Raw genomic sequence first — 15350 nt, forward strand, 5'->3', positions numbered from 1 at the left:
CACTCCCTCGTCACTCGAACAGACGAAAGGACCCTAGTCCTGACCTCCGCCAAGAATCCACATCGTGGGAGAAAGCACCCGATATTCCCACTCCGCGGAATATTTGGGCCCGATCGGGGTAGGGTCGGCCGGTGCACGTGACCACGGTGACGCCGCTGGCCGCCGACAGCGAGCCCCCGATCTTCCAGTGGAAGTGGGTCGACCGCAACGCCGACGACATCGTCCAGCGCCTCGTCGAGCACGTTTCCCTGACCGGCGCCGCGCTCGGCATCGGCCTGGTGGTGTCGATCGGGCTCGCCGTCGTTTCGCTGCGTTTCCGCTGGTCGTACCCGGTGATCCTCGGTACGGCGGGCGCGTTGTACGTGATCCCGAGCCTGGGCGCGTTCGCGGTCCTGGTGCCGTTCTTCGGGCTGACGTTCGTGTCCGCGATGATCCCGCTCGCGACGTACACGCTGCTCATCCTGGTCCGCAACATCGTGACCGGCGTCGACCAGGTACCCAACGAGGTCCGCGAGGCGGCGGTCGGCATGGGGTACACGCGCGGCAGGCTGCTCTGGCAGATCGAGCTGCCGCTCGCGCTCCCGGTGGTGATCGCCGGCCTCCGGGTGGCGGCGGTGACGACGATCGGCCTGGTGACGGTCACTTCGATGCTCGGCCTCGGCGGCCTCGGGTACTTCATCCGAGCGGGCATCCAGACGGCCACCCCCAACCCGACGGAGATCATCGTCGGCGTGGTCCTGTCGGTCGCCCTGGCGGTGGTGGTCGACCTGGTCCTCTGGCTCAGCGAGCGCGTGCTGGCGCCCTGGTCGCGGAAGGTGCGGACGCGATGAGCTTCTTCGACCAGCTGAACGCGTGGCTCGCGGACCCCAACCGCTGGAGCTGGACCGACAAGGCGGGCGTCCCGTACCGCACGCTGGAGCACCTGAGGTTTTCGTTGCTGGCGTTGGCGATCGCGGCGGCGTTGACCATCCCGGCGGCGCTCTGGCTCGCGCACTACCGCCGCGGCGCGTTCCTCGCGAGCAGCGCGGTCAACATCGGCCGGGCGATCCCGAGTTTCGGGTTGATCATCCTGTTCTGGTTCCTGGCGAGCCGCTGGGAGCTGGACACGGCGTTCTGGCCGTTGCTGCTCGCGTTGGTCGCGTTGGCGATGCCGCCGTTGTTCACGAACACGTACGCGGGCGTGGTGACCCTGGAGCAGGAGACGATCGACGCGGCCCGCGGAACGGGCTACCGAGAGTGGCAGATCATGGCCCGCCTCGAGCTCCCGCTGGCCTCCCCGGTGATCCTGGCGGGCGCGCGCGTGGCCTTCCTCCAGCTGATCGCCACGGTGGCCATCGGAGCAATCGTCAACGACGGCGGAGGCCTGGGCCGCTACATAGTCGACGGCTTCGCCCTGGGCGCCCAGGGCTACGGAGCAATTTTCGCGGGCGGCCTGGCCGCGGTCATCCTGGCGCTGCTGTGCGACGGGGCGTTCGCACTGATCACCCGCTTGGCAACCCCGCGCGGCTTGGCCCTGCAGAACGCCCGCCGCGACTAGCCGACGGTCGCCGTCGCGCACCGCCGCCCGGCGGACCTGCCCGGGATCGCCGCCGGTCCGGCCGGTGACGATCCCGGGCGAGTTTCCTTCATCCCCAGTACGTGAGGCTGCGGTTCCCATCACGGCCTGTCCCGGACGCAGCCCACGGACGATTGTGTTACCCCAGCGGATTTCCGGTCGGTGTCAGGGCTTCTCGAAGTGCTGGTAGTCGATCGGGGTGTCCCAGGAGCCGCCCCAGGTCCAGCCGCGGGAGGTGAAGGCCCGCTCGGTGACGTCGCCCGCGTGGATCATGCCGGGCGCGTGCTGCGTCCGGTCGACGTACGGCGCCCCGTGGGTGGGTAGACCGCGCCGCTGCCGGAGATGTACGGGTTCTGGACGGTGTTGATGTCGATGGCGCGCCCGTAGGAGTGGTTCGACCAGGCGGTACCGCCGGTGATCGCCCGGCAGTTGAACGCCGAGGTGTTGTTGGCCGCCATGGAAGCGTCGTCGTCGGAGTTGTACTTCTCGACGGTCTCCATCCGCTCGATGGGGAACCGTCCGAAGTAGAGGTCACCGAAGACGCGGGCGACCTCGAGCGCCCGATCGGCGTTGACGACCAGTTCGCCCCGGTGCACGGCACCGTCGAAGCCGAGGAAGCTCAAGTTGACCAGCCGCAACTGGTCGGGCCCCACCGGGCACCCCTCGTGCCAGCTGTTCCCCAGCCGCTCGGCGGTGACGGGCTTGATGACGGCGACATAAGGCGCAAGACCACTTCCGGCCGGCGCGGCGAGTTCCACGGTCTGGGTGCCGATGCCGGAGCCGGTGGCCGCCGACGCCGGCGCGACCACGGCGACGGCCGCGGAGAGCGTGAACGTGACGATGGCAAGAACTCTGGTTCTCAAATTCATGATCACTCGACGCGTTGCCCCGTTGATCGGCTGCACCCGAGTCGGATACGCCACAGCGGCTCAACCTTTTTCGCGCCCCAGGCGACCGCGCGAGCAGTCGGTCAGAACGCGCCGGCACGGCGTCATGCGGCAATACGGCGAGACGGCGAGCCCACCCGCCCAACAATAGCTCCCCCGAGCAAAGCCCGGACTCAGGTGAGCGTCGCCAGGTCGTTGAAGAAAGCCGCCCGGCAAGCAGCAATCAGACGCTCGACTTCCGGCCCCAGAGGACGATCCTCGTCCACCGGCGGCACCACCGACCGCACCCACCCGTACGCCGCACGAACCCCCGGCGCACCCTCACCACCGGCCAAGTACCGCGCCTGCGACGCCGTGATCAGCTCACCAGCCGTGATCGCGAAAAGATGTGAAGCCGCCGCACGCAGTTGCTCCCCGGCCGCCGTCGCAAACGCTTGCACGTCCTCCTGCCCGGCCGACGTGTCGATCGACCCCAACGTCGCCGGCGCCGCGAGCCGCCGAAGCGCGTGCAGCTCCCCGGCCGCTCGCTTGTGCAGCGGCACCAATCCCGCCCGCGGCCCCGGATCGGCCGTGAGCTGTGACGGCAACCCGCTGAACCGCTCGTCCAGCAACCGGTGCGTCCGCTGCACCGAAACCTCGCCGAGGTGCACCAGCGCGGCCGTCACCGCGTCCATCCGCAGCCCCAGGTCCACCGCGTGGTACGCCGTCCCCGGCACGAACGCGCCGTCGACGAACGAAGGCGAATCCCCCGGCATCGTCTCCCAGCGTCGGCGAGTCTCGTGCAACTCGCCGTTGACGCGGGAAGCGTGCGCCAGCGCCCGCGGCGCGACCCGCACCGACAGCGGCGCCTGCACCACGCCGGGCCGCACCGGGCCGCTGCCCACCAACCCCGAAAGCTCGTGGAGCACCGCACTCAGGTGGTCGTCGCCGCCCGCCATGACCGGGGAAAACACGTCCCGGGGCGCGCCGAGGACGTCGATCGCCATCGCCGCGGTGAGCGTCTGCAGGTCGATGAGCTGCTGGGTTTCCGTCCAGCCGCGCGCGGAGTGCACCACCGCCAGCGGAGAACCTTGAAGCAGCGAAGCGCCTTCCTTCGGCCCGAGAACATAGGGCGTCGCACCACGCGCAGCGAGCGCCGAAGCGGCCGGCACTTCGACGCCGTCCTCCAGGACCGTGCCGATGCCGAGGAACGTCTGGAACGCGTGGCACAGCGCGATGATCTCGCCCGAACTGCCGAGCCCGGAACGCGGGACCGCCGGCGTGAAGCCGTCGTTCAAGCGGTCCACCAGGAACTGCACCAGCTCGGCGCTCACCCCCGACCACGGCCGCAGGAAGTCGCGCAGCCGGACGACCAGCAGCGCGCGGACGTCTTCGGGCGGCAGCCACGGCGGACCACCCACAGCACGGCCGATCAGCAGGTTGCGCTGGTGCTCGGCCTGCTGGTCCGCGTCGAGCGCGACACCCGCGAGCCGGCCCATCCCCGTGGTGACCCCGTAGACCGGCCCGGACCGGTCCGCGAGGGCTGTCAAGACCTCATTCCGGCGCCGCCGCAGGGCTTCTACCAGCGGTTTGTCCAAAACCAGCCGTTCACTGTCGGCGAACTCGCTGTCGGAGACGATCATCGGTAGGGCAGCATGGTGCCGACGCCGGAAGCCTCGGCACGGGTGAGGATCAGGTTCGCCACCGCGACGTCCGTTGTGGACAGTCCGCGGTGCCAGAACAGGATCCGTTCGGCGTCGTGCTCGCGGCCCGGCTTCTTCCCGGCCACGATGTCGCCGATCTCGGCGTGGACGTTGTCCTCGGTGAGGAGGCCGGCGTTGAGCTGCGGGCGCAGGGCGCCGAACCGCGGGTTGCCGGACCGCGATTCGCGCCAGTCGTCGACGACGACCTTGTCGACGTCGTCGAGCAGCGTGAGCTCGAGCGCGCTGATCGTGCCGTAGGGCACCAGGAAGGTGCCCGGCCGGAGGAACTCGCGGCGCACCAGCGCCCCGGGCTCGACCAGCCGGGAGGCCTCGACCTGGATGTCCGCGCCGTCCAGGGTCTCCTCGGCCGTGGCGCAGACGCGGACGTCCTTGCCGAGCCGCTCGGACAGCCGGCGGCCGAAGTCCTCGCGTGACTCCGGGCGCTTGCTGGTCACGCGGATCTCGGCGAAGTCGAACAAGGAGTCCAGCAGCACGACGTTCCACCAGGCGGTACCGCGGGCGCCGATGTGCCCGAGCACCCGTGCCTCCGGGCGGGCCAGGTACTTCGCGCCGACGGCGGTCATCGCGCCGGTGCGGGCCTCGGTGATCATCGTGCCGTCGACGATGGCCCGCGGCATGCCGGTGTCCGGGTCGAGCAACAGGATCAACGCCATTTCCGAAGGGAGGCCCCGTTCGAAATTCCCCACGAAGTCACCGACGACCTTCACGCCGCTGACCTGCTTCGCGGACAGGTGACCGCGAAGGATGTTGAAGTGGCCCTTGCCGCCGTTGTCCGGCACGAGGTGCGTACGCGGCTCGAAGACCACCTGGCCGCGGCCGTGGTCGGCGAGCACGTCCTCGACCGCGCCGACGATCTCGGCGTCCGTGATCCCGAGCGCGTCGATGTCGGCACCGGTCAGGTACCGGAGCCAGACGGACGTCACCGGGCGAGGTCCTCGATGACCTCCGCGCCGGGCAGGGCGGCCAGCGCGGCGCCGGAGATCAGCAGCTTGCTGCCGCGGATCCCGCTGCCGATGACGAGCTCGGGCGCCTCGGCGACGCGGCGGTCGAGCAGGATGGGCCATTCGGCGGGCAGGCCGACCGGCGTGATGCCGCCGTACTCCATCCCGGTCAGCGAGACGGCTTCGTCCATCGGCGCGAACGACGCCTTGCGGACGTCGAGGCGGCGCTTGATCACGCCGTTGACGTCGGCGCGGGTCGTCGCGAGCACGAGCGCGGCCGCGAAGCGGACTTCGCCCGCCCGCTTGCCGGCGACGACGACGCAGTTCGCGGACGCCTCGAGCGGCGAGCCGTAGGCCTCGCAGAAGGCGGCGGTGTCGGCGAGCGACGGGTCGATCTCCGCGACGCCGACGGCGTCCGGGTCGGCGAGCGCGGCGAGTGCTTTGGCCACGGGCTCGGCGAGCAGTTCAGTACGCGTGGAGGCGGGAACGACGGTGAGGCTCCCGGCGATGGTCCAGGTCACCACCCCAGGGTAGCTACCAGCTCGAGCCGCCGCGCTGGACCTCGATCAGCTTCGGGCGCACGTCCACGATGTAGACCAGCGCCGCGGCCATCGCGGGCACGTAGAAGATCATTCCCGGGCCCATCACGGGGAACAGCACCATGGCGAGCGTCGCGCCACCGGTGATCAGCATCCAGATGGGCTTGGTCTTGCGGTCGGCCGCGGAATAGGCGTCGGCGCGCTGGAGCAGCGCGTGCACGAAGGCGAAGAGCCCGACCAGCGCGCTGCCCCAGTGGATGACATTGAGGATCCAGATGGCGACTAGCACAGCGACAGCTTACGGCAAACCACCCGAACGACCCCGGCCCCGCCACCGCGGGTGCGGTGGCGGGGCCGGGAGTTCACGGCGATGTCACTTGTCGGTCTTCGGCGCGGCCGGCTTCTTCGCGGCGGCGCTGGTGGTGCTCGACGTGGTGCTCCGGCGGGCCGGGGCGGCCGTCTTCGGGGCCGTCTTGTTCGCGACGCGGCGGCTCGCCGAGCGGGTCTCGTGGGCGACGTCGTCACCCAGCTCCTCGATGGCGTCGGCGGCCTCGCCGGCGACCTCGGTCACCTTGCGGGCGGTCTTCTCACCGACCGAGCGGGTGCGCTTGGTGAAGGTGCCCAGCACGCCGTCGACGCGCTCGCGCACCTCGGCGGTGACGCCCTCGACCTGGCCCTGCGCGGTGGTCAGGGCCTCTTCGAGCTGCTCGATGGCCTTCTTGACCTGCGGCTGCGCGGCGATCTTGTCCCACGCCTGCTCGCCCGACTCGGCCAGCTTGTTGTACAGCTTGAGCGCGGCCTCGGTGTACTCGTCGATGACCTTGCGCAGCTCGGCCGGGTCCAGCTTCTCGCGGAGGCTCTCGACGTCGGTCGGCAGCTCCTGCAGGTTCTTGCGGGCGGCTTCGCTGCCCTTGGTCACGTTCTCCTTGGCCTTCGCCACGGCGTCGGTGACGGCGTGGGTGGCCAGGTTGCCGGCGCCGAGCGCGGCGAGCAGCGGGGTGCGGACCTGGTCGAGGGCGTTGGTGACGGCCTTCTTGACGTCTTCGGTCTTGGGGGTGGTCATGCTGACTCCTCGGTTTTCGCGGCTGAAGCGGCTGATGTGGTGTCCGGGGCGGGAGTGGCGGCCGGCCGTGCCGCGGCGTTCTCCCGGCGGAAGGACTCGTAGACGTCGAGCAGGACCTGCTTCTGGCGTTCGGTCAGCTCGGCGTCGGCGCGGATCGCGTCGCCCACCGGCCCGCCCGTCGGCAGGTCGAGGATCCCGGCCTGCACGTACAGCGCTTCCGCCGAAATGCGCAGGCCCTTGGCGATCTGCTGGAGGATCTCCGCGCTGGGCTTGCGCACCCCGCGCTCGATCTGGCTCAGGTACGGGTTGGACACGCCGGCGAGCTTCGACAGCTGGCGCAACGAGATCTTCGCGGTGTTGCGCTGCTGGCGGATGTACTCGCCGATGTCGGAAGCGATGTCCGCGACCTTCTCCATGGGACTGCCGGATCCTGACGTCCCACCGGTCTCTGTCATCCGGTCACCTCCTCGCGACACCTTCGACGGTACGCCGGAGTGCTAGCTATTGCAAGCACCCTGCTTGCAACCTTCGGGTGTGACGCTCACCGCTACCGTGGTCCCATGACGCGCTCGGCCCGGCTGCGGCGACGCCTCGTCGAGCACCTCCTCGACGAGGACGTCCTGCACGCGCCGGAGTGGATCGCCGCCTTCCGCTCGGTGCCCCGCCACGTCTTCCTGCCGCGGTTCTTCGCCCCGGCGGGCGGGCTGTGGGCGGCGGTCGACCGCGGCGACCCGGGCTGGCTGGAGACCGTCTACTCCCGCGACGTGCTGGTGACGCAGCTCGACGACGACCCGGACCGCTGGGAGGTCGCCCGGCGCGACGGCCCGGTGGCGGGCACGCCGACGAGCTCGTCGAGCATGCCCGCGATCATGGCGATCATGCTCGAGGAGCTGCGGGTGCGCGACGGGCAGTGCGTCCTCGAGATCGGCACCGGCACCGGCTACAACGCCGCGCTGCTGAGCCACCGCTGCGGGGCCGGTCGGGTGTCCACAGTGGACATCGACCCGGTGCTCGTCGAGACGGCGCGCGAGCGGCTGGCCGCGGCGGGGTACCACCCGGCGTGCGCGGCGGGCGACGGCGCGCTCGGCTTCCCGGCCGGCACGATCTTCGACCGGGTGCTGTGCACCGCCGCGGTGACGTCGATCCCGCCGGCCTGGCTGGCGCAGACGGCGCCGGGCGGGCTGATCGTGACGACGCTGAACCGCCCCATCGGCGCCGGGCTGGTCCGGCTGGTCGCCGGCGAGGACGGCACCGCGCAGGGCCGCGTCCTCGCGCGCGACGGCCGGTTCATGCCGCTGCGCGCGCACCGGCTCCCCGAGACGGGCCCGCTGCCGATGCCCTCGCGCGGCGACTGGGAGCAGACGCGGCTGCCGCTGTCGACCGTGCTCCAGCCGCGTCAGCAGTTCGAATTCTTCGCGGGACTGGCGCTGCCCGGTGTCCGCCCGGTGCGCGAGGGCGGCGAGGAAGCATCGGGACTCGCGCTGGTCCACCCGGACGGCTCGTGGGTCCGCCACCGCAAGCGCGGCGGCGCGAACGAGGTCGCCCAGGGCGGCCCGCGGGCGCTGTGGGAGCTCGCCGAGGCGGCCTTCGTCGAGTGGTGCGAGCTGGGCAAGCCGGACCGCGACCGGTTCGGCGTCACGGTGACCGGCGACCGCCAGGAGTTCTGGCTCGACTCCCCCGACGGCCGCACCTGGCCGTTGGGCTAAGGCAGCCGCGCGCGGATCCACTTCTCCACGTGGTCGGCCGTCGCCTCACGGGAGACGTCCGTGGTGTCGAAGACGTCGACGCCGAGTCCGGGCGCCGACTTGCGCAGCCAGTCGTTGAACTCCAGCATCTCGTCGATCCGCTCCTCGTCCCACTCCCGCCACGCCGGGCGCGCCCGCAGCCGGGCGCGCAACGACGACGGCGTCCCCACCAGGGCCAGGTAGTGGATGTCGCTGAAGAACGCGCGCTCCGGCAGCGGCTCGAACTCCGGTGGCGCGACCGTCCCGCACAGCACGACCGGGCGGCCGTTCTGGTGCAGCATCGCCGCCATCCGCAGCCAGACCGACCGGAAGTCCAGTACGTCGTCGCGCAGCGCGCCGATCCAGAGGATGTCCTGGTCCAGCACCACGACGTCGCCGGCCAGCCGGTCGGCCAGCAGCGGCCCCATCGTCGACTTCCCGGCGCCGCTCGGCCCGGTCAGCGCGAACAGCGGCAGCTTCTCGAACGGCCACTCGTGCCCGCACTTGGCGCACGAGACGATCGAGTCCGTGACGACCGGGCGGTCTGCCCGCTCGCCGCACGCCGGGCAGATCCGCAGGTCGAGCCCCATCTCAGTCGAAGAGGTTCTCGAGGAAGCTGCGCTTGCGGTGCCCGTGCCCGTACGGCCGCGGCGAATCCGAGTAGCCCCCGCGGTGCGGCCGCGGCGAGTCCGGGTAACCACCGCGGTACGCCTTGGGCGAGTCCGGGTAGCCGCCGCGGTAGGGCCGCGGCGAGTCGGGACGGCCGTAGTGCGCCGTCGGCGCCGGACCGGACTGGTAGGGCGGCGGCTGCTGGCCGTAGAACGAGCTCTCCGCACCGACGATCGCCTCGAGCTCACCGCGGTCCAGGAAGATCCCGCGGCAGCCGTCGCACTGGTCGATGTGGATGCCGTTCTTGTCGACGGTCCGCATCTGGTTCTGACACTTCGGACAAATCACACCGCAGAGCCTACGCAAAAACGCGTCAGCAGGCGCAGAGGCAGAACGGGTGGCCGACCGGATCGGCGTAGACGCGGAACGTCTTCGGGTTGTCGTCGAGCAGCTTGGCGCCCAGCCCGAGCACGCGCTCGTGCGCCGCTTCCAGATCCGTGACGTTCAGGTCCAGGTGCATCTGCTGCGGGTTCTCCGCGGACGGCCAGGCCGGCGGCCGGTAGTCGGGGACCCGCTGGAACGCGATGCCCGCGCCGCCCGCGGGGTTGGGCAGCGTCACCCAGTGCCCGTCTTCGGCCACTTCGGGCGCGTCCCACTCCAGCACCGAGCGGTAGAACTCGGCCAGCGCCGCCGGGTCCGGGCAGTCGAGGGCCACCACGCCCAGCGTCGGTACCGCACTCATCATCGCTCCCTTCGATCGTGAGTAACCAGTGAAGTGATTATGTGGGTTAGCACACCCGAAGGCAACCGCCGTACAATCGGCAGGTGCACACCGACGCGTCTCTCGTGGTGGAGTTCCTCAACACGGTCAACGTCGAAGAGGGCACCGACCTGCTCGAAGATCCCGAGCGGTGGCGCGAGTGGGCGGCCGGGCACGGGCTGGCGGCCAACCCGACCGCCGAGGCCCGCGCGGCTCGCGACGCCCTGCGCGCGGCGATCGGCGACCCACGGCTGCCGGGCGGCAGCGTCGACGTCGGCACCCGGATCTCGCTGACCGCGGAGGGGCCGGCCCTGGTCGCGGACGACGTCGTCGGCGCGGTGTTCGTCGCCTGCGCCCGGCTGGTCGTCCGCGGTGACTGGATCCGGCTGAAGATCTGCCCGGCCGATACGTGCCTGTGGGCGTTCTACGACGAGTCGCGCAACCGCTCGCGCACGTGGTGCTCGATGCGCGTCTGCGGCAACCGCGAGAAGGCGCGCGGCTGGCGCGCCCGCGCCGCGGCGGGCTGAGCGGGCCCTCATCCGAGCGGCGGACACTCGAACGGTTGTGGACAACTTGGGGACGAAGCACCACATATCCACGCCCCCGAGGCCCCGGCCCCCACACGTTGTGGACAGCCGTTAGGCCATCACCGTGAAAAGTTGTGGATAACCCGGGGGATAACTCAGCTTCCTGTGGACAACTGGTTTGAAGGTCCCCCGGGTGTGGTATAGAACTCGGCCGTCAGAACAGCAGCTCCGCGACCGCGTAGATGACGAGGCCGGCGAGCGCGCCCACCACCGTGCCGTTGATCCGGATGAACTGCAGGTCGCGGCCCACCTGGAGCTCGATCTTGCGGGACGTCTCCTCGGCGTCCCATCGCTCGACCGTGTCGGTGATGATCGTGGTGATCTCCCGTGAGTAGTTCTTCACCAGGTACGCCGCGGCGCCCTCGACCCAGCCGTCGGCCTTCGACCGCAGCTGGTCGTCGGAGACCAGGCGGGTCCCCAGCGACACCAGCCCGAGCCGGACGCGGCGGCGCAGCTCGCTCGACGGGTCCTCGGCCGCGGTCAGGAGCATCTCCTTCGCCGTGCTCCACGCCGAGCCGATCAGGCGCTGGACCTCCTCGTGGTGCACGATCTGGCCCTTCACCTGCTCGGCGCGGGCCATCACGTCCGGGTCGGTCTGCAGGTCCTGGGCGAACTCGCCGAGGAACTTGTCCAGCGCCAGCCGCATCGGGTGGTTGACGTCGGTCTTGACCGCCCAGGCGAAGGACAGGACCTCGCCGTAGACCTTGTCCGCGAGCATCTCGTCGACGAACTTCGGCGACCAGCTCGGCGCCCGGTCCGACACCACGCGCAGCATCGTCGTGTGGTTGTCGCGGACCCACTCGTACGCGCGGTCGCACATCAGGTCCACGAGCTTGTGGTGCGCGCCGTCGGCGAACACGCCCTGCAGGATCTTGCCCAGCGGCGGGCCCCACGGCTTGTCGATGATCCGCCGCGCGACCGCCTGCTCCATGATCGCCTGGACGTCCTCGTCCCGGAGGACGCGCACGGCCGCCCGGACCACCGTGGCCAGCTCGGACGTCACGCGCTCGGCGTTCTCCTCCTGCGCCAGCCACGCGCCGAGGCGCCGCGCGATCTCGACGCGCTTGAGCTTGTCGCGCACGACCTCCTCGGACAGGAAGTTCGAGCCGACGAAGTCGCCGAGGCTGTTGCCCAGCGCGTCCTTCTTGTTCGGGATGATCGCCGTGTGCGGGATCTTCAGCCCGAGCGGGTGCCGGAACAGCGCGGTGACGGCGAACCAGTCGGCGAGCGCGCCGACCATGCCCGCCTCGGCCGCGGCGCGCACGTACCCGACCCAGCCCGGCCAGCCGCTCGCCTGCGCCCAGCTGGTCAGCAGGAACACGAGCGTGGCACCGAGCAGGAACGACAGCGCGACCAGCTTCATCTTGCGCAGCGCGCGCCGCTTTTCCTCTTCACCGGCCGCGCCGCCCGGTGGGTCGGCGGGCGTCACCTTCGCGGGGGTCAGTTGCTCCACATCGCCATTGTCCGTGAGGATGGCTGATCGTGCGCGAACCTGCTCTCGTCCCCCGGCTGCGGCCGTTCACTTCGACCATCTTCGCCGAGATGACGGCGCTGGCCGTCCGGCACGACGCCGTCAACCTCGGCCAGGGCTTCCCGGACACCGACGGACCGGCCGGCATGCTCGAAGCGGCGAAGAACGCGCTGTTCGGCGGGGCCAACCAGTACCCGCCGGGGCCCGGGCGGCCCGAGCTGCGGGCCGCGATCGCGCGGCACCGGCAGCGCTACGGCACCGACTACGACCCGGACACGGAGATCCTGGTCACCGCGGGCGCCACCGAGGCCATCGCGGCGGCGCTGCTCGCCCTGACCGAGCCCGGCGACGAGGTGATCGTCATCGAGCCGTACTACGACTCCTACGCCGCCGCGGTCGCGATGGCGGGGGCCGAACGCCGGGTCGTCGGCCTGGTCGAAGGCCCCGACGGCCGGTTCGGCCTCGACCTCGACGGCCTGCGCGCCGCCGTCACGCCGCGGACCAGGGCGATCCTGGTGAACTCGCCGCACAACCCGACCGGCACCGTGTTCACCCGCGCCGAGCTGGAGGCGCTCGCCGCGCTCTGCGTCGAGCACGACCTGATCGCGATCTGCGACGAGGTCTACGAGCATCTCGTCTTCGACGACTCCGAGCACGTCCCGCTGGTCACGCTGCCCGGCATGCGGCCGCGGACGGTGAGCATCTCCAGCGCCGGCAAGACGTTCAACTGCACCGGCTGGAAGATCGGCTGGGTCTGCTCGACGCCGGAGCTCGTCGCGGCGGTGAAGGCGGCAAAGCAGTTCATGACCTTCGTGTCCGGCGGGCCGCTCCAGCCGGCCGTCGCGCACGCGCTCGACCACGAGCTGCCCTGGGTCGAGGGCCTGCGCGAGTCGCTGCAGGAGAAGCGGGACCGGCTTTCGGCCGGGCTCGCGGACGCCGGGTTCGCCGTCCGTCCGACGGCGGGCACCTACTTCGTCTGCGTCGACGTGCGGCCGCTGGGCTTCACCGACGCCGCCGACCTGGCCTGGGAACTGCCGGCCCGGGTCGGGGTCGCCGCGGTGCCGGTGAAGGTGTTCACCGATCACCCGGACGAGTGGAAACACCTGCTGCGTTTCGCGTTCTGCAAGCGCAACGAGGTCATCGACGAAGGCATCACCCGATTGCGCAAACTGGTCTGATCACCGCGGTCCGGCTGAGTAGACGGCGTTCCGGCGCGAGCACACCCCGGCCGGGCCGCGGAGCCCGGACGGACCAACCGCCGGGTCCACCACTTGCCGCTCACGGTCGTCACTCTCCGCGTTGGTGGCGCCTGTGTCCACGATGGACGCAGTGACGGTCTCGACGCGCGGCTCCGCCTGGCGCGCCCCCGCCGCACCGGGCGCCCCGCGCGGCGTCCCGGCGAGGAGTTCGCGATCACGGACCGCAGCCGGATCCGGGGGCGGTCCGGGTCGCGCACTTTTCGGGGCAGGGCAAGTGAAGCCGCGCGCGGAACCCGTTCGGCCCAGTGGCCGTCCCACATCCCGGTCAAATTCCGGTCACTTGGCCGGAACCGCCGGTTGCGCACCGAGCGGAACCGACTCGACACAAAGCGCGTTCGGGATCGTGGAAACATCAGGTCAACGCCGAGATGTGCAAATTGCAGAACTCGTCCGAATGGCCGTAAGCGAGCACCCGAACGGCACTGAGAGTGATCAACTTGTCGGCGGCAGATGCGGTGCCCGACCGGGCCGCCCGGCCTTGCGGGCTGGATCGAACGCGGGAGAGATGAAAGACTCCCGAGCGGCGCTGGAAAGAGTGCAGCCCCGGGGGAACTGCGACCTGACCGGAGAAAGACCCCAGCAAGAACAGGCTCGAGCGGAAATCGCGGAAGCCTCAGGCGCGGACGGTGGTGGTGGCGGTGAGCAGCACGGCGGACGCGCGCCGCGACGCTCCCGTTCGGCCTGCGCTCACCGCGGGTGATCCGGTTGCCTCGTACGCGCGCGTACGCGCGCCGCGCCCGTGGACGGCGTCGCTGCAGCGGCCCGCCGCCAAGATCCTGGTCGCCGGCGGCCTGACCCTGGCCGGCTGGCTGCTCGGCGCCGCGCTGTCCGGCAGCACCGCTTCGGCGGCCGAGCGCCCGGCGTGCCCCGAGGCGCCCCTGGTTTCCACTGTGGACCATGCCGCGAAGCCGCTCTGGCACGCCAGTCACCGCAAGAGCCACCACGAGACCGGCGCCGGCACCTGCTCGGCGCAGCCGAAGGCCGACACCGCCGAGCCGCCCGCGGCGGACGAGACGCAGCCGGCCGAAGCGCCCACCGCGACCGAGGCCACAAAGGACGACCCGGAAAGCCCTTCCGCCGGGGCAGCCACCACGGCGGAGCCGTCGGACACCTCGCCCGCCGAGGAGCCCGCGGCCACCAGGAAGGCGGCGTCCTCGGAAAGCTCCGAAGCACCGAAGGCCACCTCTTCCAGCGGGAACCTGCTCGGCCTCGTCGGCGGCACCCTGAAGGCGGTCACCGGAACGACCACAAAGGACACCGCCGCGCCGGCCGAGGCCACCTCGTCCGGCGGTGGCCTGGTCGGCGGGCTCGTCGGCGGCGTGCTGAACGTGGTCGGCGGGACGCTCACCACCGTCACGGACACCCTCGGCACGGTCACCGACACGCTGTCCCACACCGTGCTCGCGCCGCTCACCCAGCCGCCCGCGGGCCACCCGGACGCGCCGGTGCTGCTGCCCTTGGACGACCTCCTGAACCCCGTGCTCGGCGGCAGCTCGAACGCCGGCGGCGTGACCGCGGTCGTCCCCGGCGTGACGGCCGTCGTCACCCAGGCACCGGCCGCGGTCGTCGAGACCGTCCCCGCCGCGGCCTCCGCGACGGCCGGCCAGCAGCAGACCTCCCGGGCTTCGGCCGTGCACCTGGTCGTCGTCCGGCACGCCGGCTCGCTGCCGGCGGTCCACGAGCAGCCGCGCGACTCCGGTACCCACGTCACCGGCGGCGGCGACTCCACGCCCGGCCTGCCCGGCGGCACCACCGCCCCGAGCGCGCCGGCTCCCACCGCGGCCCCGGGCCACGACGGCTCCGGCGGCGCCCGCCACGCGTTCGCCGTCCACACCGACGACGTCACCACCACGCAGCTCAAGCTGATCGGCACCAGCCGCGACCACGAGGTCGACGGCGCGGGCCGGGAAGCCGCCCTGCCCACCACCTCCCCCGACTGACCCCCGACCGGGCAGCCGGGGACAAGTGCGCCCAAATCAAGATCGTCAAGGTGCGCCCGTACGCCGTTGAGGCGTGACGTTTCCCCTGCTCCAGCCAGCAATCCGTGGCTCTTTCACGTCTCGTGACGCCGCACGCGCGTCCGACGTACCCCAGGGGCGAAACATGCGAAACCACAGACTTTCCGACCGGCCGACCGCGCCCGGCCGGGTCGGATCCCGGTCCCGGGGGGGGGCGGGCGCCCGCCCCCCCGGGCCCCCGGTCTAGTACAAACCGCAGTCATCAACAACACCAACATAAAAAAATGCTGTTAG

16 protein-coding genes and 1 pseudogene are annotated in these 15350 nt (G+C 71.2%); 6 read left to right on the forward strand and 11 right to left on the reverse strand.

Going from position 1 to position 15350, the window contains the following annotated elements:
• The first annotated feature begins 131 nt into the window (after window positions 1–131).
• Together ACWDN5_RS34145 and ACWDN5_RS34150 are read left to right on the forward strand one after the other, a co-directional pair.
• Window positions 132–830, forward strand: a complete 699-nt coding sequence (locus tag ACWDN5_RS34145; RefSeq protein ID WP_310967961.1) for an ABC transporter permease — start codon at window positions 132–134, stop codon at window positions 828–830.
• Window positions 827–1537, forward strand: a complete 711-nt coding sequence (locus tag ACWDN5_RS34150) for an ABC transporter permease (RefSeq protein ID WP_310967962.1) — start codon at window positions 827–829, stop codon at window positions 1535–1537. The genes ACWDN5_RS34145 and ACWDN5_RS34150 overlap by 4 nt, the downstream gene beginning before the upstream one ends.
• Before the next feature lie 183 nt (window positions 1538–1720).
• On the opposite strand, the pseudogene ACWDN5_RS34155 reads toward ACWDN5_RS34150, so the two are convergent.
• The 7 genes and pseudogenes from ACWDN5_RS34155 to ACWDN5_RS34185 form a co-directional block, all read right to left on the reverse strand.
• Window positions 1721–2424, reverse strand: a pseudogene (locus ACWDN5_RS34155) (M15 family metallopeptidase).
• Between the two features lie 191 nt (window positions 2425–2615).
• Window positions 2616–4064, reverse strand: a complete 1449-nt coding sequence (locus tag ACWDN5_RS34160) for an aromatic amino acid lyase (protein WP_449679191.1) — start codon at window positions 4062–4064, stop codon at window positions 2616–2618.
• A complete protein-coding gene (locus ACWDN5_RS34165) occupies window positions 4061–5068 on the reverse strand; it encodes an ornithine cyclodeaminase family protein (protein WP_449679192.1) in 1008 nt (335 codons plus the stop codon). The genes ACWDN5_RS34160 and ACWDN5_RS34165 overlap by 4 nt, the downstream gene beginning before the upstream one ends.
• The gene (locus tag ACWDN5_RS34170; RefSeq protein ID WP_310967967.1) at window positions 5065–5610 is read right to left on the reverse strand and encodes a YbaK/EbsC family protein; all 546 of its coding nucleotides are present in this window, start codon (window positions 5608–5610) and stop codon (window positions 5065–5067) included. Before ACWDN5_RS34170 ends, ACWDN5_RS34165 begins: the two co-directional genes overlap by 4 nt.
• Before the next feature lie 10 nt (window positions 5611–5620).
• The gene (locus ACWDN5_RS34175) at window positions 5621–5914 is read right to left on the reverse strand and encodes a DUF2516 family protein (RefSeq protein WP_013222364.1); all 294 of its coding nucleotides are present in this window, start codon (window positions 5912–5914) and stop codon (window positions 5621–5623) included.
• A gap of 84 nt (window positions 5915–5998) precedes the next feature.
• Complete coding sequence (locus ACWDN5_RS34180; RefSeq protein WP_310967968.1) at window positions 5999–6688, reverse strand: hypothetical protein; 690 nt, start codon at window positions 6686–6688, stop codon at window positions 5999–6001.
• Window positions 6685–7104, reverse strand: a complete 420-nt coding sequence (locus ACWDN5_RS34185) for a helix-turn-helix domain-containing protein (protein WP_310968491.1) — start codon at window positions 7102–7104, stop codon at window positions 6685–6687. The genes ACWDN5_RS34180 and ACWDN5_RS34185 overlap by 4 nt, the downstream gene beginning before the upstream one ends.
• A gap of 144 nt (window positions 7105–7248) precedes the next feature.
• Here ACWDN5_RS34185 and ACWDN5_RS34190 point away from each other — a divergent pair, with 144 nt between their 5' ends.
• Window positions 7249–8394, forward strand: a complete 1146-nt coding sequence (locus ACWDN5_RS34190) for a methyltransferase domain-containing protein (RefSeq protein ID WP_449679193.1) — start codon at window positions 7249–7251, stop codon at window positions 8392–8394.
• Here ACWDN5_RS34190 and ACWDN5_RS34195 read toward each other — a convergent pair.
• Genes ACWDN5_RS34195 through ACWDN5_RS34205 form a run of 3 tightly spaced genes read right to left on the reverse strand, consistent with a single transcriptional unit; the run spans window position 8391 to window position 9763 of the window.
• Window positions 8391–9002 (reverse strand): AAA family ATPase, encoded by a 612-nt coding sequence (locus ACWDN5_RS34195; RefSeq protein ID WP_310967970.1) that lies wholly within the window; start codon window positions 9000–9002, stop codon window positions 8391–8393. The genes ACWDN5_RS34190 and ACWDN5_RS34195 overlap by 4 nt on opposite strands.
• Before the next feature lies 1 nt (window position 9003).
• Window positions 9004–9387 carry a TFIIB-type zinc ribbon-containing protein gene (locus ACWDN5_RS34200; RefSeq protein WP_310967971.1) on the reverse strand — a complete coding sequence of 128 codons (384 nt, stop codon included), beginning with the start codon at window positions 9385–9387 and terminating at the stop codon, window positions 9004–9006.
• Between the two features lie 7 nt (window positions 9388–9394).
• A complete protein-coding gene (locus ACWDN5_RS34205) occupies window positions 9395–9763 on the reverse strand; it encodes a VOC family protein (protein ID WP_449679194.1) in 369 nt (122 codons plus the stop codon).
• A gap of 83 nt (window positions 9764–9846) precedes the next feature.
• On the opposite strand from ACWDN5_RS34205, the gene ACWDN5_RS34210 reads away from it, so the two are divergent.
• On the forward strand, window positions 9847–10308 hold the full coding sequence (locus ACWDN5_RS34210) for a CGNR zinc finger domain-containing protein (protein WP_449679195.1): 462 nt from the start codon (window positions 9847–9849) through the stop codon (window positions 10306–10308).
• A gap of 214 nt (window positions 10309–10522) precedes the next feature.
• Here the strand turns inward: ACWDN5_RS34210 and ACWDN5_RS34215 are convergent, their stop codons facing one another.
• Window positions 10523–11821, reverse strand: coding sequence for a DUF445 domain-containing protein (locus ACWDN5_RS34215; protein WP_449679196.1), 1299 nt, complete (start codon window positions 11819–11821; stop codon window positions 10523–10525).
• 29 nt (window positions 11822–11850) lie between these two features.
• Here ACWDN5_RS34215 and ACWDN5_RS34220 point away from each other — a divergent pair, with 29 nt between their 5' ends.
• The gene (locus ACWDN5_RS34220; protein ID WP_449679197.1) at window positions 11851–13017 is read left to right on the forward strand and encodes a pyridoxal phosphate-dependent aminotransferase; all 1167 of its coding nucleotides are present in this window, start codon (window positions 11851–11853) and stop codon (window positions 13015–13017) included.
• Between the two features lie 719 nt (window positions 13018–13736).
• Window positions 13737–15038 (forward strand): hypothetical protein, encoded by a 1302-nt coding sequence (locus ACWDN5_RS34225; RefSeq protein ID WP_449679198.1) that lies wholly within the window; start codon window positions 13737–13739, stop codon window positions 15036–15038.
• The last annotated feature ends 312 nt before the right edge of the window (window positions 15039–15350 follow it).

The sequence above is a fragment of the Amycolatopsis sp. NPDC003731 genome, from assembly GCF_053586895.1.

Excerpts from the sequence above, each read along its gene's own strand:
- ACWDN5_RS34150 (WP_310967962.1), top strand. The coding sequence starts at position 827 with ATGAGCTTCTTCGACCAGCTGAACGCGTGGCTCGCGGACCCCAACCGC.
- ACWDN5_RS34160 (WP_449679191.1), bottom strand. The coding sequence starts at position 4,064 with ATGATCGTCTCCGACAGCGAGTTCGCCGACAGTGAACGGCTGGTTTTG.
- ACWDN5_RS34195 (WP_310967970.1), bottom strand. The coding sequence starts at position 9,002 with ATGGGGCTCGACCTGCGGATCTGCCCGGCGTGCGGCGAGCGGGCAGAC.
- ACWDN5_RS34190 (WP_449679193.1), top strand. The coding sequence starts at position 7,249 with ATGACGCGCTCGGCCCGGCTGCGGCGACGCCTCGTCGAGCACCTCCTC.
- ACWDN5_RS34180 (WP_310967968.1), bottom strand. The coding sequence starts at position 6,688 with ATGACCACCCCCAAGACCGAAGACGTCAAGAAGGCCGTCACCAACGCC.
- ACWDN5_RS34185 (WP_310968491.1), bottom strand. The coding sequence starts at position 7,104 with ATGGAGAAGGTCGCGGACATCGCTTCCGACATCGGCGAGTACATCCGC.
- ACWDN5_RS34205 (WP_449679194.1), bottom strand. The coding sequence starts at position 9,763 with ATGAGTGCGGTACCGACGCTGGGCGTGGTGGCCCTCGACTGCCCGGAC.